This is a genomic window from Promicromonospora sukumoe (assembly GCF_014137995.1).
In the GTDB taxonomy this organism is placed as follows: Bacteria; Actinomycetota; Actinomycetes; order Actinomycetales; family Cellulomonadaceae; genus Promicromonospora; species Promicromonospora sukumoe.
This window is the reverse complement of record NZ_JACGWV010000001.1, coordinates 1,183,485-1,202,503: the sequence shown is the minus strand read 5'-3', so window position 1 is coordinate 1,202,503 and position 19,019 is coordinate 1,183,485. Positions and strand designations below refer to the sequence as shown.

Below are 19,019 nucleotides of genomic sequence, written 5' to 3'. Positions count from 1 at the left end.
ACGGGCCGGTCGTAGGCTGCGGCCATGACAGACCGTCCGATCCGCATCGGTGTCCAGCTCCAGCCCCAGCACGCCGAGTACTCCCAGCTCCGCGACGCGGTGCTCCGCGCCGAGGACGCCGGCGTCGATGTTCTCTTTAATTGGGACCATTTCTTCCCGCTGCGGGGCAACCCCGACGGCAAGCACTTCGAGTGCTGGACCATGCTCGGCGCGTGGGCCGAGCAGACCGAGCGTGTGGAGATCGGCGCGCTCGTGAGCGGCATCGGCTACCGCAACCCGGACCTGCTCGCGGACATGGCCCGCACGGTCGACCACATCTCGGGCGGGCGGCTGATCCTGGGCCTGGGGGCGGGCTGGTTCGAGAAGGACTACGACCAGTTCGGCTACGAGTTCGGAACGCCGGGCTCCCGCATCGCGAGCCTGGCCGACGCCCTGCCGCGTATCAAGTCCCGGCTCGCGGCCGGCAATCCCGCGCCCACGCGGGAGATCCCGATCCTGATCGGGGGCGGCGGCGTGCGCAAGACGCTGCGGATCGTGGCCGAGCACGCCGACATCTGGCACGCGTTCGGCGACGCGCAGACCCTGACGAGCAAGTCGGCGATCCTCGACGAGCACGGCGCCGCCGTCGGGCGGGACACCGCCACGCTGGTCGAGCGGTCGGCCGAGGCCAAGGGCACGCCCGCCGAGACCGGCGAGGCGCTCGTCGAGGCCGGGGCGACCCTGTTCACCGTCGGGGTCACCGGGCCGGACTACGACCTGTCGACCGCCGAGGAGTGGATCGCCTGGCGCGACACGCGCGGCTGAGGCTCGGGCTCCGGTTCCTCGGAGCCGACGACGGCGGCCTGGCCCAGCCGCAGCGCGCTGTTCACCAGCCCGAGGTGGCTGAACGCCTGCGGCGTGTTGCCGAGGTGCTGTCCGGTGCGCACGTCGTACTCCTCGCTGAGCAGTCCGACGTCGTTGCACAGCGTGAGCAGCCGTTCGAACAGGGCGACGGCCTCCTGCACGCGGCCGGTGCCGTGCAGCGCGTCGACCAGCCAGAAGTTGCACACCAGGAAGGTCGCCTCGGCCCCGGGCAGGCCGTCCACCTTGTCGTCGGCGTCGTTGTGGTACCGCCGCACGAGCCCCTCCTGGCCGAGCTCCCGCTGCACGGCCTCGACGGTGCCGACGACGCGGGGGTCGTCCCACGGCAGGAAACCCACCTGCCCGATGAGCAGCAGCGCCGCGTCCAGGCCCTGGGACCCGTAGAACTGCGTGAACGTGTTGCGCACCGGGTCGAACCCGTTGGCGCACACGTCGGCGTGGATCCGGTCGCGCACCTCGCGCCAGTGCTCGACGGGCTCGTCCACCAGGCCGTACTTCTCGACCGCCCGCACGACCCGGTCGAAGCCCGCCCACGCCATGACGCGCGAGTGCACGAACGCGCGGCGCGGGCCGCGCACCTCCCAGAGCCCGTTGTCGAGGTCGTCCCAGTGCTCCTCGAGGTGCTCCAGCAGGGCGCGCTGCAGCCGCCAGACGTCGTCGTCCTGCTCCAGCCCCGCCTCGCGCGCCTGGTGCAGGACGTCCAGCGTCTCGCCCCACACGTCGATCTGGAGCTGGCTCGCGGCGTCGTTCCCGATCCGCACGGGTGCGGAGCCCTCGAAGCCGGGCAGCCAGTCGAGCGTGTACTCCGGCAGACGACGACGCCCGTCGAGCCCGTACATGATCTGCAGGTCCGCGGGGTCGCCGGCCACGGCCCGCAGCAGCCACGCCCGCCACTGCCGGGCCTCGTCGATGAACCCCGTGCCGATCAGGGCCTGCAGCGTGAGCCCGGCGTCGCGCAGCCAGCAGTACCGGTAGTCCCAGTTGCGGCTGCCGCCGAGCTGCTCGGGCAGCGACGTCGTCGCCGCCACGATGGCGCCCGTCGGGGCGTAGGTCAGCGCCTTCAGGGTGATCAGGGACCGGTGCACGGCGTCGGACCACGGACCCGAGTAGCTGCACCCCTCGAGCCAGGTGTGCCAGAAGTCCTCGGTGTCGCGCAGCGCCGCGTACGGCTCGACCGGCTCCTGGGTCTCCAGGTGGGACGCGTGGTAGTTCAGGACGAACGGCACCCGGTCGCCGGGCCCCACCGTGAACTCGGCGCGCAGCAGCGACCCGTCGCTGACCCCCTCGTGCGACATCGGGACCACCGAGTCGATGCGCACGGAGTCCGGGCCCGCCACGGCGCGCAGCGCGCCGCCGTCCTGCGTGATCCAGGGGACGATGTTCCCGTAGTCGAACCGCAGCCGCAGCTCCGTGGTCATCCGCACGCTGCCGCTGATGCCCTCGACGATCCGGACCAGGTCGGCCTCGTCGCCGCGCGGCGGCATCAGGTCGATCAGCCGCACCCGCCCCTCGGGCAGGTCCCACTCCGTCTCCAGGATCAGCGTGCCGTCCCGGTAGCGCCGGCTGGTGCACTCGCCGCCCGCCGTCGGGCCCAGCCGCCACGACCCGTGGCGCTCGTCCCCGAGCAGCGCGGCGAAGCACGCCGGCGAGTCGAACCGCGGCAGGCACATCCAGTCGATCGATCCGTCGCGGCCGACCAGGGCCGCCGTCTGCAGATCCCCGACCAACCCGTAGTCCTCGATGCGGCGCGTCACGGGACCACCCTAGGTTCGGCGCGACCGGGTGACCACCACCCCGGCCGCACCGCCCCCTCCGACGTGTCAGACGTACAGGTCACCCGGGGGACCTGTACGTCTGACACGAAGCGGGGCGCCCGGCTCGCTAGAACGACGACGCGTCCGCCGCGTACACCCACCGGTAGCCCGGGTACTCGCCGAGCGTCCACAGGTAGTCCCGCGTCGGGTCGTAGGACAGGTCCTCCGCACCCACCGTCAGCGCGTTGCCGTGCCGCACGATCGAGCCCGACGGCGCGACGAACGTGTGCAGGTCACCGTCCGAGTTCGGGTCCGCGAAGTTGTCGCCGTCGCTCTGCGAGAAGAAGAACTCCCCGTCGATCGCCGTCGAGCCCTGCACGCTCTCCAGGTCCGTCCGGTACGCCTCGGTCGCCTTGATGATCCCGTCCGACGCCGGCTTGAGGAACCGGTTCGTGTAGTCGATCGGCACCCGGATGGTCCTGACCTGCGCTCCCTTCTCGATGTCGTCGGAGCTGCGGTACTCGCTGACGACCACCGAGTCGGGCGAGCTGCTGCGGTCCAGCGACACCGACGAGTGCTGCAGCTGCGCGTAGCCGCCCGCCGTCGAGTCCGTGAACATGGCCGTCTGCGGCAGCACGTACTTGTAGTCGAACGCCTGGTACGAGCCGTCCGCCTGCCGCCCGATCTTCGAGGCCTCACCCGTCGAGACCTGCCACAGGTGGTCCAGGTCGAACACCCGGAACCCGCCCGTCGTGTCCGCCACGTACAGCAGGTTGCCGTACCACATGATGCCGCCCGCATGGATCTTCACCGGCTCGAACGACGGCGCGCTCGTGGTGCCGCTCGGCTCGACCAGCAGGATGTGCCGGTACGGCGGGGCGGAGGCGCTCGCCGACAGGTCCGACACGCTGATGCGCACACCCTTGTCGATGCCGTCCTTGGCGGAGTCGTACCAGCTCACCAGGTTGATGCGCCTGCCGTCGTAGGTGCCCGCGGCGAGGGCGTCCGAGCTGGTCGTGATGCCCTGCGGGTACCAGGCGTCCGTGTCCTGGTCGCCGTCGTTCCAGCAGTAGTACGCGGTGCGGTGCGTGACCGACGGCGCGCTGTCGCAGCTCGGCGTGCGGTTCGCGTCGTCGGCCACGGCGCCCATGGTCACGTTGGGCAGCGCGGAGTCGAGCGCGCCCACCAGGGCCGACGACGTCTGGGACAGCGTGTAGCGGAAGTTGCTCGCGGTGAGCGGGGTGGCGGCGGCCGCGAGGGAGCGGTCTGCTGTGTCGCTCGTGTCTGGGGCTGCTGGGGCCTGGGCTGCGGCGTGCTCAGCTGGGGCGTGGTCGGCTGCTGGGATCTGGGTGGCGGTGGCCTGGCTCGCCGTGGCGAGCAGGGCGACCAGCCCGAGGCTCGCTGCGGCAACTGCGGCGACTGTGGAGCGGCGACGACGGCGCACGGTGGTCTCCTTGCACGAAGGGACGTTGCCCGGCTCACCGTACGGAGCGTGGGTGTGTCCCGCCACGAAAGTTCACCCCGAACAGCGCTGACAGCGTTGACAGTCGGGTGCCCGGGTCATACGTTCCCTGGGGCGTGACGCACGGGGCGTCGCGGCACGTACTCGATCAGCGACGACTCGAGCAGCGAAACGGGTGGACCGATGGTGTTCCGAGACCTGGCACTGGCCTTGACCTCGCTCGTCACGGCGGTGGGGGTGGCTGTGGGCGGCAGCATCACCGCGGGTGCGGCGACGTCGGAGGGGATCGCGCCCGCCGCGACCAGGCCCGCCGCCGTCGGGCCCGCCGCCGTCGGGCCCGCCGCCGACACCTGGTCGACGTCGTGGACGCAGTCGCAGCAACGCAGCTCAGGGCTGAGCCCGGAGACGTTCCAGAACCGCTCGGTCCGGGTCGTGACGCGGCTGACGCAGGGCGGATCGGCGCTGCGCGTCCGGCTGCAGAACCAGTTCGGCACGACGCCACTGGTGGTGAACGCGACGACCGCGGGGCTGAGCGCCGGCGGCGCCGCGATCCGCCCGGAGAGCCTGCGTACCGTCACGTTCGGTGGGTCGGCCACGGTGTCGGTGCCCGCGGGCGGCGAGGTCTGGAGCGACCCGGTGGGCCTGGCGACGTCCGCCCTGGACGACCTGGCCGTCAGCTTCTACCTGGCGAACCCGACCCGGATGATGCTCCACGACCTGGCCGGCCGCACCAACTACTTCTCGGCGCCCGACGGCGGCAACACGACCGGCGACACCTCGGGCGGCGGGTTCCCCGACACGCACGGCTGGACGTACCTGGTCAGCGCGGTAGACGTCCTGGGGCCCGAGACCACGGGCACGGTGGTCGCGTACGGCAGCTCCGTGGTCGACGGCGTCGGCGCCGACAACTGCGGCGCCGGCTGCCCGCCGCCCGCCGTCTTCCAACGATGGACTGACACGCTCGCACAGCGGGTCGTCGACGAGCTGCCCGCGGACCGTCAGATCGCCGTCGTCAACGAGGGGATCGCCGGGACGACGGCGGTGCCCGCGTGCGGGGGCGGCGGCCTGGACGGCGTCTCCCGCCTGGACCGCGACGTGCTCGCCCTGCACGACGTGCGGGCGGTCATCTACTACTACGGCACCAACGACCTGGCGAACGACTGCGACGCGGAGACGATCCTGGCCGCCTACCGGGACACCTTCGCCCGCCTGCGGGCGGCGGGGATCAAGGTCTTCGTCACGCCGATCACGCCGCGGCCCGGCTACACGGCCGAGCAGAACGCGCGCCGCGCGGTCGTGAACGAGTTCGTCCGGGCGGGCGGCAACTGCTCGGGCACCTGCGACGGTGTCCTCGACTTCGACGCCGTGCTACGCGACCCGGCCGACCCGAACAGCATCTACCCGCCGTACGACACCGGCGACGGGGTGCACGCGAACATCCCAGGCCAGACGGCGATCGCCGATTCCATCCCCCTGAACAGCCTCACCCAAGCGGCGCTCCCGCCCCGCTGACGAAGTCCGGCCCGGCTGACGAGCCGCCCCCGTCGGCGAGGCGACCCCGGCCGGCGACGTCCGGCCAAACTCGGTGACGCCCCCTCCCCTTCGAGACCTAGGTCTCTTCGCTTTGAGCTGGTCCAAAGCCAAGAAACGTAGGTCTCAAAGGAGAGGTGCGGTCAGAGGCCAACCGCGACCGGACCGGCCGGGGCGCTTGCCCGACGGCGAAAGGGGCCCACCGGCGCGAGGGGCCGCCGGTCACCGGCTGCCCGCCGACGACGTCCGGCCAAACTCGGCGACGCCCCCTCTCCTTCGAGACCTAAGTTTCTTCGCTTTGAGGCGGCCCAAAGCGAAGAAACTTAGGTCTCGAAGGAGAGGTGCGGCCACGGGACTACCGCGACCGCGACCGGGGCCAGGGCCAGGGCCAGGGCCAGGGCCAGCCGAGCATCGGGCTCGCGTCAGCGGCCCGTGAGGGCTCGCTTCAGCGGGTCGGCGGTGCCCGCGGGCAGCACGCGGAGCCTGCGGGCCGTTCCCGACGCACCCTCCGCAGCCGCCTCGGCCGCACGCGCCCGCAGCGACTCGGGCGTGTCGTCCGAGACCCGGAGGAACCAGCCCGAGCACATGTCGAGCTCGCCGGCCGCGATCGCGTTGACCACGTCGGTCACCCGCTCGACCGGGGTCCACTCGGTGCGGTGCTCGTGGAGCGTCATGCCCGTGGACATGTCGGTCTTCACGACGCCGGGGGCCAGCTCGAAGACCCTGATGCCCTGGGCAAAGCCGTCGTCGTGCAGGTTGGCGCCCATCCGCAGCAGGGCGGTCTTGCTCGCGTTGTACGCCGAGCTGCCGCCACGCATCTCGTGCGAGCTCGCGCCCGAGGCCAGGTCGACGACCCGGCCCCCGCCGCGCGCGATCATGCCCGGCACCGTCCAGCGGCTGAACAGGAACGGCCCGCGCACGTTGGTCTCGAAGACCGACCACCACTCGTCGGGGTCGGCCTCCCACAGCGGGTGCTCCGACTCGATCGCGCCCGCGTTGTTGACCAGCAGGTCGATCGAGCCGAGCGCGTCCTGCGCCTGCTCGACGGCGGTACGCACCGCCCCCGGGTCGGACACGTCGGCGGTGAGCACGACGGCGTCCACCCCGGCGGCTCGAACCTCGGCGGCGACGGCCTCGAGCCGCGCCGCGTCCCGCGCGAGCAGGGCGACGTGCACCCCTGCCCGCGCGAGACCCAGCGCGATCTCCCGGCCGATGCCGCGCGAGGCGCCCGTGACGAGCGCCGTCCGCGCGGCCGGCACGGCGACGGGCCCCGCGGCGGCAGGCGCCCCCTCAGGGGTACCCGCCACCGGAGCGCCTGCCGCCGTGTCAGCCACGCAGCACCGCGCCGACCTTGGCGGACGCCGACTCCACGACGGCGTCGCGCACCGCGCGAACCTCCTTCGCGGACAGCGTCCGGTCCGCGGCACGCAGGCGCAGCGAGTACGCGAGCGACTTCTTGCCCTCGCCCACCTGCGACCCCGTGAACACGTCGAACAGGGCCACGTCCTCGAGCAGGTCACCGGCCCCGGCCACGATCGCCGACCGCACCGCCTCGGCGGGCACGCCGCCGTCGACGACGAAGGCGAAGTCCTCCTTGGCCGCGGGGAACGCCGACACCGGCGTGGCGCTGACGGGCTCGCCCGACGCCGCACCGACCAGGACGGTCAGGTCGACCTCGAACGCCGCCGCGCGGGCGGGCAGCCCGAGCGCCTCGACGACCTTGGGGTGCAGCTCGCCGGCGTGGCCGACGACCGTCCCGTCCGCGAGCTCGAGGCGCGCGCAGCGTCCCGGGTGCCACGGCATCCGCTCGGCGTCCCCGGAGACGACGACGTCGACCCCGGCGCGCTCGGCCACCAGACGGGCGGCCGCCAGGGCGTCCTCCCAGCCGGCGGCACGGCCGCCGCCCCACCAGCCGACGAGCTCACGCTTGCCGGTCAGCACGCCGGCGACCCGGCGCGGCTGGTCCGGGACCGCCGCGGCGAGTGCCGCGAGCTGCTCGTCGGTGGGCCGCACGCCGCCGGGCAGCGCGGGCGCGGCGGGCGCGCCCGGCACCGGGCAGGTGACGAGCCCGATCTCGTAGACCGCGAGGTCGGTGAGCCCGCGCGACACGTTGCGGCGCACGGTGTCGAGCAGCGTGACCAGCAGGTTCGACCGCATCAGCGGCTTGTCGTCCGCCATCGGGTTGACCAGACGGAGCGAGACGCGGCGCGCGTCGTCGTCCGGCAGGCCGAGGGCGTCGTACTCCGAGGTGCCCACGAACGGGTAGCTGAGCGTCTCGACGAACCCGGCCTCGGCCAGGGCGCGCGCGACGGAGCGACGCGTGCGCTGCTCCGCCGTGAGTCCGCGCCCTCCCGTGGCCGCGGGCAGCACCGAGGGGATCTGGTCGTAGCCCTGGATGCGCACGACCTCCTCGACCAGGTCGGCCGGCTCGGTCAGGTCGGGCCGCCAGGACGGCGGGGTGACCGTGAGCACGCCCTCGCCCGCCGGCTCGACGCCGGCGCCGATCTCCTCGAGCGTGCTGCGCACCTGCTCCGGGGTGTACTCGACACCCGAGAGCCGGGTGGGCTCGGTGACCTTGAGCGCGATCGGGGCGGGCGCCCCGGTCTCGTCCAGGTCGCTCACCGCGGGGTCGGCCATGCCGCCGCCCAGCTCGACGAGCAGGTCGACCACGCGCTGCGCCGCCACGGCGGGCAGCAGGGGGTCGACGCCGCGCTCGAACCGCTTGGCGGCCTCGCTCGACAGCTTGTGCCGGCGGGACGTACGGGCGACCGTGATCTGGTCGAAGTGCGCCGCCTCGACGAGCACGTCCGTCGTGGTCGGGCCGACCTCGGACGAGGCGCCGCCCATGACGCCGGCCAGGCCCAGGACGCGGCTGCCCGCACCCTCGGGCGAGTCGGTGATCAGCAGGTCCTCGGTGTGCAGCGTCCGGTCGACGTCGTCGAGCGTGGTGAGGTGCTCGCCCGCGACGGCGCGCCGGACCACGATCGGGGCGGAGACCTGCGCCAGGTCGTAGGCGTGCAGCGGCTGCCCGAGGTCGAGCATCACGTAGTTCGTGATGTCGACCGCCAGGGAGATGGACCGCATGCCGGAGCCCTCGAGGCGGTGCTTCATCCAGGCCGGCGTGGGCGCGGACGGGTCGATGTTCCGCACGATGCGCGTCACGAACCGGTCGCAGCCGACGGCGCCGTTGATCGGCGCGTCGTCCTGCACGCGCACCTCGAAGCCGTCGGCGGTGGCCGCCGGCTCGGTGCCGGTGACCAGCCCGTTGTCGGTGAACTTGGCGCCCGTGGAGTGGGAGTACTCGCGCGCCACGCCCCGGTAGCTGAACGCGTACCCGCGGTCGGGGGTCACGTTGATCTCCAGGACCTCCTCCCCGAGGCCGAGGAGCGCGATCGCGTCCTGGCCGGGGGTGAGGTCCTCCGCGGCGAACCCGTGCCGGGTCAGCACCAGGATGCCGTCGTGGTCCTCGCCGATGCCGAGCTCACGGACCGAGCAGATCATGCCGTCGGACACGTGCCCGTAGGTCTTGCGGGCGGCGATCGGGAACGGGCCGGGCAGCACCGTGCCGGGCAGCGACACCGCGACGAGGTCGCCCACGCCGAAGTTGTGCGCGCCGCAGACGATGCCGCGGGCGCCCTCCTCGTCGTTGTGCTCGGGGCCGACGTCGACCCGGCACCAGTTGATCGTCTTGCCGTTCTTCTGCGGCTCGGGGGTCATCTCGAGGACGCGGCCCACCACCAGGGGGCCGGTCACGGCCGCCCCGTGGATCGCCTCTTCCTCCAGGCCCACCTTCACCAGGTCGGCCGCGAGCTGCTCGGCGGTCAGGCCGGCGGGGAGCTCGACGTGGTCGGCGAGCCAGTCCTTCACGATGAGGGGCACTTCAGATCTCCGTCCCGAACTGGGTGGAGAAGCGCACGTCGCCCTCCACGATGTCGTGCATGTCCGCGATCGAGTGGCGCAGCATGAGCGTGCGCTCGATGCCCATGCCGAACGCGAAGCCCGTGTACTCGTCGGGGTCCACGCCGGCGGCGCGCAGCACGTTCGGGTTGACCATGCCGCAGCCACCCCACTCGATCCAGCCCGCGCCGCCCTTCTTCTGCGGGAACCACAGGTCCATCTCGGCGGAGGGCTCGGTGAACGGGAAGAAGGCCGGGCGCAGGCGCGTCCTGGCCTCGGGCCCGAACATCGCCCGCGCGAAGGCGTCCAGGGTGCCCACGAGGTTCGCCATGGTCAGACCCTTGTCGACCGCGAGACCCTCGACCTGGTGGAACACCGGCGTGTGGGTCTGGTCCAGCGCGTCCGTGCGGAACGTCCGGCCGGGGCAGGCGACGTAGAGGGGCACGCCGCGCTCGAGCAGGGAGCGCGCCTGCACCGGGGAGGTGTGGGTGCGCAGCACGAGGTTGGAGTCGGCGCCGTCCTGGCCCGCGACGTAGAACGTGTCCTGCATCTGCCGGGCCGGGTGGTCCGGGCCGAAGTTCAGCGCGTCGAAGTTGAACCACTCGGCCTCGACCTCGGGGCCGTCGGCGATCTCCCAGCCGAGGCCCACGAAGAAGTCGGCGATGCGCTCCTGGACGAGCTCGATCGGGTGCCGGGCGCCCGTCGTCGTGCGCTGCACGGGGAGGGTGACGTCGACCGTCTCCTCCAGCAGGACGTGCGCGTCGCGCGCGGCCTCGAGCTCCGTCTGGCGGGCGGCGATCGCCTGGTTGATCCGGCCGCGGCGCGGGCCCACGAGCTTGCCGGCCTTCGCCTTGTCGGGGCCCGGCAGCGCGCCGATCCCCCGGTTGGCGAGGGCCAGGGCGCTGCGGTCCCCCGTGTGCTGCGTACGGACGGCCTTCAGCGCATCGAGGTCGCCGGCCTTGGCGATGTCGTCGAGAGCGGTCTTGACCGCGGCGTCGAGTGCCGCCTCGTCGAGCGGATCGATGGGTGCCTTCTCATCGGGCGTGGACATGCTTGCCTTCCTGGCGGATTCGGGAGCCGGCCGGTCCCCTGCCTGGGGCCGCGCCGGCATCTGCAGTCTAGGTGCCCGCCAGGGCTCAGGACGCGTTGTCCACAGGGCAGCTCAGTGCCCGCGCGCAGCGCTCGCCGCACGGCCCGTGACGGGCCGCGTAAATCGGCGGGTGAGTGGCTGCATGGTGCCATCATTCCATGCCCTTCCGGGACCCGGCAACGTGATTGCGGGTGCCCACCCGACACCGCTTGGCACACTTTTTAGGGGTGTCGGTGAGCGGACATACGCTCGCTCCGGACGACCGGGCCATCATGCCCGTTTCAAGGCTTTGCGCTCGAATCAGCGCGGAATCATCGTCCTGCCGGGGTTCGGTGGCGGATGGTGAAGGGGTGCGTTATGGTGGAACACATGTTCGAGTGGTGGCTCGGACAACCATGTCTCCGCGGCCGGGGCGGCCCTGGTCCCGGCCGCGGAGACGGCCCCCGACCCGAGACCGGCGGCTCAGCCCTCGAGCGTCCAGGTCTCCACGACGTCGTACCGCGGCCCGCCCTGCGGCCCCTCCCCCGGGTGTGACTCCACCAGGGCGAACGACTCGGCCGTCCACCCGGGTCCGGCGTACACGGAGAGCGCCTGGGCGGCGGGTTCGAGCGCGGAGCGCGGCTCGGCTCCCGCACGCTTGCCCCAGCGGTCCCGGCCACGCGGCGGCTTGACCTGCCCGGCGCGCGCCCGGGCCACGGTCACGTGCGCGCGGTGCGGCTTGACGTCGTCGGGCACCTCACGGGGCGAGGCCGCGAGGCAGTCGGTCGCCAGGTCCTTCAGCGCGTCCGTGCCGCCGTCCACGCCGATCCACAGGACGCGCGCGCCGAACGACCCGGCACCGCGCAGCCGCAGGTCGATCGGCCCGTGCTTGCGCGCGACGTCGGACAGGTCGTCGCGCAGCTCCGGGACCGTCCCCTCGGGGAGGTCCGCGTAGAAGGCGAGCGTGATGTGCAGGCTCTCGCGGGGTACCCACCGCGGAGAGGCCGGCACACCGTCGATCGCGAGCCCGAGGTGGTCAAGGACGCTCTGGGGCGGGATGACCGCCGTGAACAACCGCACCTGACGATCCTAGGGGCGGGCCCCCGCTGCGGGCAGGCCTTTTCTCAGCGACGCCGACGGCGGCGGCGCGTGACGGCCCAGGCGACCACGGCGGCCGCGAGCACGAACGCGATCTGGCCCCCGAGGACGATCCGGTTCACGTCGACCGCGGGCACCCAGCGCACGCCCTGGTCGTCGACGACGAGGGCACCGGCCGGCTCGGCGCGCCGGCCGAAGCCGAACCCGCCGCCGCCACCCTCACCGAGGGTGTCGGCCTCGCCGCTCGTCTCGACCCCGGCCTCGCCCTCGGCATCACCGGTCGTGGCGTCATCGACCGTGGCAGCACCGCCGTGGTGCCCACCCGGCTCGCTGCCGCCTCCGCCGCCCGAGCCACCGCCGGTCGCCACGCGGGCGGCCGGGATCACCAGGGTGCCGTCGCGCTCGACCGGGTCCCCGTACACCTGCCGTACGCCGAACGCTCCGGTCAGGGCCTCACTGATGCGGTTCAGATCAGGCATGTACCTCATGCGCCCACGGTAGGCGACCGCGTCGCGACACGGTACGCCAGGACGCAAGAGTCACCCGCTCGGTCGACGTCAGCGCCGGCCGGTCGGCGCCCGGTCCGCCCACCACCGGCGCGAGCACAGCGCCGCCAGCAGGCCGCCGACGACGTTCACCAGCACGTCGTCAACGGACGCCACCCGGCCGAGCCCCAGCACGTACTGGAGCACCTCCACGGTCACGGCCACCCCGAGGAGCACGACGGCGACCCGCGCGAGCACCGCCCCGGTGCGGGGTCCGGGCACGGCGCGCCCGTCCGACCCCGGCACGAGCCGGAACCGGACCGGCAGGAAGAAGCCGAGCGCGGCGAGGACCAGCAGGTTGCCACCCACCTGGACCACCGCCGCCGGGACAGGTCCGGAAAGCTGTGCCGCAAGGTCACGGAACGGGACGAGCGACAGCCCACCGTCCCCGGGCACCGGCGTGAGGATCATCCAGATCCACGGCAGCGTGCCGACGACCATCCCGACCTCCGCGACCGAGTGTCGCCAGGCCCGGGCGTGCGGCACGCCCCGCAGGCGGCGGACCCGCACGAGCAGGCGGATCGCCACCGCCGCGGCGAAGAGCGCCAGCAGCGCCGGCCGCAGCACGTGGCCCCAGTCGCCCCACACGTCGGCGCCGGCGTCGGGGACCCTCAGCGCTGTGCCCTGCTGCTCGCGTACAGGCAGACCGTGGCCGCCGTCGCCAGGTTGAGCGACTCGGCCTTGCCCCGGATCGGCACCCGCACCACGGCGTCGGCCAGGGCCCGGTCCGCCTCGGGCAGGCCCCAGGCCTCGTTGCCGAACACCCAGGCGGTCGGGCCGGCGAGGTCCGGGGCGGTGCCGCTGCCGGCGTCGTCGAGCAGGTCGTCCAGGTCGAACGGGCCGGTGCCGTCCGCCGCAAGCACGTGGCACCCGGCCGCGCGCAGCTCGGCCAGCGCGGCGTCCAGCGACAGCCCCGTCACGACGGGCAGGTGGAACAGCGACCCGGCCGTGGAGCGCACGACCTTGGGGTTGTGCACGTCCACGCTCTCGCCGGCCAGCACCACGAGGTCGGCGCCCGCGGCGTCCGCGGCGCGGATCACCGTGCCGGCGTTCCCGGGGTCGCGGACCGTGGCCAGGACAGCGGCGAGCAGCGGCCGTCCGGCGCGCTCCTGGTCGCGCGCGTCCAGCGCCTCGCGCAGCGTGGGCGCGGCGGACCGGACGACGGCGAGCACGCCCTGGGCGTCAGCGCTCATCGCGTCGAGCACCTCGGGGGTGCCGACGTGCAGGAACAGCCCGGCGGCGCGGGCGTCGTCGACGATCTCGGTGTAGCGCGACGCCGCAGCGGGCGTCAGGTACACGTCCCGGACCGACGACGCGGCGTGCCGCACGACCTCGCGGACGCCCTGCGGCCCTTCGACCAGGTACTGACCGTGCCGGGAGCGTGCCGAACGCCCGGACAGTGACCGTACCTGCTTGACCCGGTCGGCTCGCGGGTTCGCGAGCGTCACGTCAAGCGGCACGGAGGCCTCCGAGGAGGACACTGTCCGGGCGTCCGGTGAGATGCTCAACCTCAGGCAGCGGCCGGGGCGTTGACGTCCGCCGGCAGCGCGTCCTTGGCGACCTTGACGATGGCGTTGAACGCGGCCACGTCGTTGACCGCGAGCTCGGCGAGCATGCGGCGGTCGACCTCGACACCAGCGGCCTTGAGGCCCTGGATGAGGCGGTTGTAGGTCAGGCCCTCCGCGCGGGACGCAGCGTTGATGCGCTGGATCCACAGCTTGCGGAAGTCGCCCTTGCGCGCCTTCCGGTCACGGTAGGCGTAGACGAGCGAGTGGGTGACCTGCTCCTTCGCCTTCCGGTAGAGGCGCGAGCGCTGGCCGCGGTAACCGGCGGCGCGCTCGAGGGTTGTACGGCGCTTCTTCTGGGCATTTACTGCCCGCTTCACGCGTGCCACGTGAGACTCCTTGTTACTTCGGGCTGGAAGGGTTCCTGGCGGCGCGCGTCAGGCGCGCGCCACGGGTTCACTTACCGAGCAGCTTCTTGACCTTCTTGACGTCGGCAGGCGAAACGACCTGGTCGACGGCCAGGCGACGCGTACGACGGCTGGACTTGTGCTCGAGGTAGTGGCGGGCGTTGGTCTGCTCGCGCATGACCTTGCCGCTACCCGTGACCCGGAACCGCTTCTTCGAGCCGGAGTGCGTCTTGTTCTTCGGCATGACTGCCGTCTCTCCTCATGTCGGTCGACCGCTGCAAGAGCGGCGACGTGTACCTGGGCCGGTCAGCCGGCCCGGTGTCGTGGTGGTCTTGGGGACCTCGTGCTCAGCCGGCCTGGCGCGGCGCACGCGGCTTGGGGGCCACGGGCTTCGGCACCGGCTTGGGGGCCGGGGTCGGCTTCGGGGCTGCCTTGGCGGCGGGCTTCGCTGCCGGCTTGGAGGCAGCCTTGACGACCGGCTTCGGCGCTGCCGGGGCAGGTGCCTCGACGACCGGCTCGGGCTCGGGCTCGACGACGGGCTCCGGCTCCACCTCGGCGGCGGGCTCGGGCTCGGCGACCGGCTCGGGCTCGACGACGGGCTCGGGCTCCGGCTCCGCGACCGGGGCCTCGACGGGCTCCGGGGCAGCAGCGACGGCGGGCTCCTCGACAGCAGACTCGACCGTCTCGTCGACCTGGTCCTCGACCTGGTCCTCGACGGGCTCGTCGACCGCACGCGCCTGCGCCTTGGCCTCCGACTTGGTCATCCGGCCCGCGTTGATCTCGGTGGCGCGCTTGCGCTGCTCGACCTTGGCGTCGGCCTTCTTCTTGACCGGCCCGAGGACCATGGTCATGTTGCGGCCGTCCTGCTTGGGCATGGACTCGACGAAACCGAGATCGGCGACATCCTCCGCCAGGCGCTCCAGCAGGCGACGACCCATCTCCGGGCGCGACTGCTCGCGGCCACGGAACATGATCATGACCTTGACCTTGTCGCCGGCCGAGAGGAACCGCTCGACGTGGCCCTTCTTGGTGCCGTAGTCGTGCGGGTCGATCTTGAGGCGGAAACGGATCTCCTTGAGGACCGTGTTCGCCTGGTTGCGCCGGGCTTCCCGCGCCTTCATGTCGGACTCGTACTTGAACTTGCCGAAGTCCATGAGCTTGGCGACGGGCGGGCGGGCGTCCGGCGCGACCTCGACGAGGTCGAGGTCAGCGTCCTGGGCGAGCTTCAGGGCGACCGCCGTGGCAACCACGCCGACCTGCTCCCCGCCAGGACCGATGAGACGGACCTCGGGGACACGGATCCGGTCGTTGATGCGAGGCTCGGTGATGGTGATGCTCCTTGGAAGTCGTTGATCGACCACCAGGAACGGGAAATGGCCCCCGCCCTGAACACAGGTGGAGGCCATCACGAGGAAAGGACACGCAAGGCCGGCGACGGTGCTGCCGGCCCTTCGTACCCGACCAAGGACCCGGACTCTGTCGGCATCTTGCGATGCGCTGTCGTGACTCGGGTGGGATGGAATCCACTTTGCGCACCCGGCTCACACCGGGTCGGTCGTGCCACACACGATAGCAGCCGGAGGAGACCGCTCGCCAGGCGGGCCGGTGTGAGGCCCGCCTCTCCCGTTTTCCGGGGGCGAAACCCGTTGCCCCACTCAACTGGAATGATTCCAGTTTAGGGCCTAGGCTGCTGGTCATGACCTCCACCGCCCCCGCCGCCGCGACGCCCGAGGACCTGCTCCGCGGCGCCGGCCTGCGCGTGACCGCCGCCCGCGTGGCCGCGCTGCGCGCCGTGGGCGAGAACCAGCACGCCACGACCGACGCCGTCCTCGGCTCGGTCCGCTCGGAGCTCGGCACCGTGTCCGTGCAGGCGGTCTACGACGTGCTGCACGCACTGACCGACGCCGGCCTGCTGCGCCGCATCGAGCCCGCCGGGCACCCGGCCCGCTACGAGCGGCGCACCGGCGACAACCACCACCACATCGTCTGCCGCTCGTGCGGCGCCATCGGCGACGTGGACTGCACGGTGGGCCACGCACCCTGCCTCACCCCGAGCGACGACCACGGCTTCGTGGTCGAGACCGCCGAGGTGACCTACTGGGGCCTGTGTCCCGACTGCCGCGACAAGGAGTCCGCCGTCGGCGACCCCGCCGTCGAGCACGCGACGCGGCAGCCAGCCGCGCGACCCTGACCGCACAGACCTTCCAGCCCCGCTGGAACCCCGCAAGAACCCCCGCAAGCAGCAGCAGAGGAAGGCATGTCTGAATGACTACTCCCTACACCACCACGCAGACCGGTACCCCGGTCGCCAGCGACGCGCACTCGCTGACCGTGGGCGCGGACGGCGCCACGGTCCTCCACGACCGCTACCTGGTCGAGAAGCTCGCGCAGTTCAACCGCGAGCGCATCCCGGAGCGCATCGTGCACGCCAAGGGCGGCGGCGCCTTCGGTGAGTGGGAGATCACCGGCGACGTGTCGCAGTACACGCGTGCCGCGGCCTTCCAGCCGGGCGCGACGGGCGAGGTGGCCCTGCGCTTCTCGTCGGTCGCCGGCGAGATGGGCTCCCCCGACACGTGGCGCGACGTGCGCGGCTTCGCGCTGCGGTTCTACACGACCGAGGGCAACCTCGACATCGTCGGCAACAACACGCCGGTGTTCTTCATCCGCGACGCGATCAAGTTCCCGGACTTCATCCACTCGCAGAAGCGCCTGCCGTGGTCGGGCCTGCGCGACGCCGACATGCAGTGGGACTTCTGGACCCTGTCGCCGGAGTCGGCGCACCAGGTCACGTACCTCATGGGCGACCGCGGCCTGCCGGCCTCGTGGCGCGAGCTGAACGGCTACGGCTCGCACACCTACCTGTGGACCAACGACGCGGGCGAGAAGTTCTGGGTCAAGTACCACTTCATCTCCCGCCAGGGCGTCAAGTTCCTGAGCGGCGAGGAGGGCGAGAAGATCGCCGGTGCGGACGCCGACTACTACCGTCGCGACCTGTACGAGGCGATCGAGCGCGGCGACAACCCGGTCTGGGACATCAAGGTCCAGGTCATGCCGTACGACGACGCGAAGACGTACCGGTTCAACCCGTTCGACCTGACGAAGGTCTGGCCGCACGCGGACTACCCGCTGATCCACTTCGGCCACTTCACGCTGAACCGGAACCCGAAGAACCACTTCGCGGAGATCGAGCAGATCGCGCTGTCGCCGGCCAACCAGGTCCCGGGCACCGACATCTCGCCCGACAAGATGCTGATGGCCCGCGTGTTCTCCTACCCGGACGCGCAGCGCTACCGCGTGGGCACCAACTACCAGTCGGTGCCGGTGAACCAGCCGCACGCCGCGCCGGTGCACAACTACTCGCAGGACGGCTCGCAGCGCCACCACTTCAACGAGGTGGGCACGCCCAACTACGCGCCGAACTCGTTCGGCGGCCCCGTCGCCGACCCGGCCCGCGGGCACGACGGCTCCTGGGCGCAGGACGGCGAGCTGGTGCGCACCGCCGCCACGCTGCACAGCGAGGACGGCGACTTCGTCCAGCCGGGCACGCTCTACCGCGAGGTGTACGACGACGGCGCCAAGGCCCGTCTGCTGGAGACGCTGACCGGCCAGGGCCAGTCGATCACGATCGAAGAGATCCGTGAGCGCTTCCTCCAGTACTGGACGAACGTCGACGAGGAGCTGGGCGCCAAGCTGCGCGCGGCCGTCGCGGCCTGACGCTCCCCCGCACGACGCCGAGGCCGGGCTCCCCACGAGGGAGCCCGGCCTTCGGCCGTTCCGGCATGAGGGATATCCCCATGGTCCGGCCGCCCTCCTTGTCCGACGGCGGAGGCGCCGCCTACGGTCCCAGGGGTGCTCCGGAGCGCTCCGGGGCACCGCACGAGACCGCCTGGAACAAGGGAGTCACCGATGTCCCGTTCGCTCGTCCGACTCGGCGCCGCGCTGACGGCCGGCCTGCTGGCCCTGACCGCCGCGGCGGGCCCCGCGGCCACCGCCCTGGAGAAGGTACCGGCGCAGGAGCCGGCGTCGGCGTCGGCCGCCGATGCCGACCACCGGGTCATCGCGTTCTACCAGACGATCTACGAGACCGGTTCGGACGGCGTGCGCCGTTACGTGGACCCCAAGCCGCTGCTCGGCTCGGTCACCGACGTCAACGTGGGGGCGATCCACCTGAACTCGGACGCGTCGCTGACGGTCAACGACATCCCGGCCGACCACGACGAGCTCGGCGTGATGTGGGACGACCTGGCGACGATGCAGGACCAGGGGGTCACGGTCAGCGCGTTCCTGGGCGGCGCGGCGCCCGGCACCTACCGCTACCTCCGCGAGGACTTCGACCGGTTCTACCCGGTGCTGCGCGACTTCCTGCGCACCTACGACCTGGACGGCGTGGACCTGGACATCGAGGAGACGTTCTCGCTGGCGGACACGGTCCGCCTGATCGACGCGCTGCGGGCCGACTTCGGGCCGGACTTCATCGTGACCCTGACGCCCGTCGCCACGGACATGGCGGGCCGCAGCAGCTTCTCCGGCGGCTTCTCGTACGCGGAGCTGGAGCGCCAGGCCGGCGACCGGATCGACTGGTACAACACGCAGTTCTACTGCGGCTGGGGCGACCTGCGCACCACGACGGTCTACGACCAGATCCTCGCCAACGGGTTCACGCCCGGCCGCGTCGTGGCGGGCACCGTGACCAACCCCGGCAACTGCAGCGGGTACGTGGACTGGGCCACCTTCGACGCCACGGTCGGCACCCTGGTGGACCGCCACCCGGACTTCGGCGGCGTGTTCGGCTGGGAGTACTTCAACTCGGTGGGCCACGACGGCGGCGGCCGGGAGAGCTGGTTCTCACATGTGTCGGACGTGGTGGGTTCCTGACGGGTTCGCGCGGTCG

The 19,019-nt window shown here is 72.3% G+C and carries 17 protein-coding genes; 5 read left to right on the top strand and 12 right to left on the bottom strand.

Annotated elements, in window-relative coordinates; all coding sequences use genetic code 11:
• The first annotated feature begins 24 nt into the window (after window positions 1–24).
• Window positions 25–804 (top strand): LLM class F420-dependent oxidoreductase, encoded by a 780-nt coding sequence (locus FHX71_RS05260; protein WP_182614738.1) that lies wholly within the window; start codon window positions 25–27, stop codon window positions 802–804.
• Here FHX71_RS05260 and FHX71_RS05255 read toward each other — a convergent pair.
• Together FHX71_RS05255 and FHX71_RS05250 are read right to left on the bottom strand one after the other, a co-directional pair.
• On the bottom strand, window positions 750–2,615 hold the full coding sequence (locus tag FHX71_RS05255; protein WP_182614737.1) for a glycoside hydrolase family 15 protein: 1,866 nt from the start codon (window positions 2,613–2,615) through the stop codon (window positions 750–752). The genes FHX71_RS05260 and FHX71_RS05255 overlap by 55 nt on opposite strands.
• Before the next feature lie 127 nt (window positions 2,616–2,742).
• Complete coding sequence (locus tag FHX71_RS05250) at window positions 2,743–4,059, bottom strand: hypothetical protein (protein WP_312876931.1); 1,317 nt, start codon at window positions 4,057–4,059, stop codon at window positions 2,743–2,745.
• A gap of 201 nt (window positions 4,060–4,260) precedes the next feature.
• Between FHX71_RS05250 and FHX71_RS05245 the strand changes: the two genes are divergently transcribed.
• Window positions 4,261–5,589, top strand: a complete 1,329-nt coding sequence (locus tag FHX71_RS05245; RefSeq protein ID WP_246402234.1) for a GDSL-type esterase/lipase family protein — start codon at window positions 4,261–4,263, stop codon at window positions 5,587–5,589.
• A gap of 440 nt (window positions 5,590–6,029) precedes the next feature.
• Here the strand turns inward: FHX71_RS05245 and FHX71_RS05240 are convergent, their stop codons facing one another.
• The 10 genes from FHX71_RS05240 to infC form a co-directional block, all read right to left on the bottom strand.
• Window positions 6,030–6,914 carry an SDR family NAD(P)-dependent oxidoreductase gene (locus tag FHX71_RS05240; protein ID WP_182614736.1) on the bottom strand — a complete coding sequence of 295 codons (885 nt, stop codon included), beginning with the start codon at window positions 6,912–6,914 and terminating at the stop codon, window positions 6,030–6,032.
• A gap of 19 nt (window positions 6,915–6,933) precedes the next feature.
• Window positions 6,934–9,486, bottom strand: a complete 2,553-nt coding sequence (gene pheT / locus FHX71_RS05235) for a phenylalanine--tRNA ligase subunit beta (RefSeq protein WP_182614735.1) — start codon at window positions 9,484–9,486, stop codon at window positions 6,934–6,936.
• Window position 9,487: 1 nt separating this feature from the next.
• Window positions 9,488–10,555, bottom strand: coding sequence for a phenylalanine--tRNA ligase subunit alpha (gene pheS / locus FHX71_RS05230; protein WP_182614734.1), 1,068 nt, complete (start codon window positions 10,553–10,555; stop codon window positions 9,488–9,490).
• 501 nt (window positions 10,556–11,056) lie between these two features.
• A complete protein-coding gene (gene thpR, locus FHX71_RS05225; protein ID WP_182614733.1) occupies window positions 11,057–11,653 on the bottom strand; it encodes an RNA 2',3'-cyclic phosphodiesterase in 597 nt (198 codons plus the stop codon).
• A gap of 44 nt (window positions 11,654–11,697) precedes the next feature.
• Window positions 11,698–12,159 (bottom strand): hypothetical protein, encoded by a 462-nt coding sequence (locus tag FHX71_RS05220; RefSeq protein ID WP_220489509.1) that lies wholly within the window; start codon window positions 12,157–12,159, stop codon window positions 11,698–11,700.
• 69 nt (window positions 12,160–12,228) lie between these two features.
• Window positions 12,229–12,804: a VanZ family protein gene (locus FHX71_RS05215; protein WP_220489507.1), complete on the bottom strand. Its 576-nt coding sequence runs from the start codon at window positions 12,802–12,804 to the stop codon at window positions 12,229–12,231.
• 23 nt (window positions 12,805–12,827) lie between these two features.
• A complete protein-coding gene (locus FHX71_RS05210; RefSeq protein WP_312876930.1) occupies window positions 12,828–13,676 on the bottom strand; it encodes a TrmH family RNA methyltransferase in 849 nt (282 codons plus the stop codon).
• Window positions 13,677–13,726: 50 nt separating this feature from the next.
• The gene (gene rplT / locus FHX71_RS05205; RefSeq protein ID WP_182614731.1) at window positions 13,727–14,110 is read right to left on the bottom strand and encodes a 50S ribosomal protein L20; all 384 of its coding nucleotides are present in this window, start codon (window positions 14,108–14,110) and stop codon (window positions 13,727–13,729) included.
• Window positions 14,111–14,177: 67 nt separating this feature from the next.
• Window positions 14,178–14,372, bottom strand: a complete 195-nt coding sequence (gene rpmI / locus FHX71_RS05200) for a 50S ribosomal protein L35 (protein WP_182614730.1) — start codon at window positions 14,370–14,372, stop codon at window positions 14,178–14,180.
• A 103-nt stretch (window positions 14,373–14,475) separates the two neighbouring features.
• Window positions 14,476–15,534 carry a translation initiation factor IF-3 gene (infC, locus tag FHX71_RS05195; protein ID WP_182614729.1) on the bottom strand — a complete coding sequence of 353 codons (1,059 nt, stop codon included), beginning with the start codon at window positions 15,532–15,534 and terminating at the stop codon, window positions 14,476–14,478.
• Window positions 15,535–15,824: 290 nt separating this feature from the next.
• Between infC and FHX71_RS05190 the strand changes: the two genes are divergently transcribed.
• The 3 genes from FHX71_RS05190 to FHX71_RS05180 all read left to right on the top strand — a co-directional run bounded on the left by FHX71_RS05190 (window position 15,825) and on the right by FHX71_RS05180 (window position 19,003).
• Window positions 15,825–16,319 carry a Fur family transcriptional regulator gene (locus FHX71_RS05190; RefSeq protein WP_182614728.1) on the top strand — a complete coding sequence of 165 codons (495 nt, stop codon included), beginning with the start codon at window positions 15,825–15,827 and terminating at the stop codon, window positions 16,317–16,319.
• Between the two features lie 74 nt (window positions 16,320–16,393).
• The gene (locus FHX71_RS05185) at window positions 16,394–17,842 is read left to right on the top strand and encodes a catalase (RefSeq protein WP_182614727.1); all 1,449 of its coding nucleotides are present in this window, start codon (window positions 16,394–16,396) and stop codon (window positions 17,840–17,842) included.
• Window positions 17,843–18,034: 192 nt separating this feature from the next.
• Window positions 18,035–19,003: a glycosyl hydrolase family 18 protein gene (locus tag FHX71_RS05180; RefSeq protein WP_182614726.1), complete on the top strand. Its 969-nt coding sequence runs from the start codon at window positions 18,035–18,037 to the stop codon at window positions 19,001–19,003.
• The last annotated feature ends 16 nt before the right edge of the window (window positions 19,004–19,019 follow it).

Excerpts from the sequence above, each read along its gene's own strand:
- FHX71_RS05260 (WP_182614738.1), top strand. The coding sequence starts at position 25 with ATGACAGACCGTCCGATCCGCATCGGTGTCCAGCTCCAGCCCCAGCAC.
- FHX71_RS05245 (WP_246402234.1), top strand. The coding sequence starts at position 4,261 with ATGGTGTTCCGAGACCTGGCACTGGCCTTGACCTCGCTCGTCACGGCG.
- pheS (WP_182614734.1), bottom strand. The coding sequence starts at position 10,555 with ATGTCCACGCCCGATGAGAAGGCACCCATCGATCCGCTCGACGAGGCG.
- FHX71_RS05220 (WP_220489509.1), bottom strand. The coding sequence starts at position 12,159 with ATGAGGTACATGCCTGATCTGAACCGCATCAGTGAGGCCCTGACCGGA.
- rpmI (WP_182614730.1), bottom strand. The coding sequence starts at position 14,372 with ATGCCGAAGAACAAGACGCACTCCGGCTCGAAGAAGCGGTTCCGGGTC.
- infC (WP_182614729.1), bottom strand. The coding sequence starts at position 15,534 with ATGGCCTCCACCTGTGTTCAGGGCGGGGGCCATTTCCCGTTCCTGGTG.
- FHX71_RS05190 (WP_182614728.1), top strand. The coding sequence starts at position 15,825 with ATGACCTCCACCGCCCCCGCCGCCGCGACGCCCGAGGACCTGCTCCGC.
- FHX71_RS05185 (WP_182614727.1), top strand. The coding sequence starts at position 16,394 with ATGACTACTCCCTACACCACCACGCAGACCGGTACCCCGGTCGCCAGC.
- FHX71_RS05180 (WP_182614726.1), top strand. The coding sequence starts at position 18,035 with ATGTCCCGTTCGCTCGTCCGACTCGGCGCCGCGCTGACGGCCGGCCTG.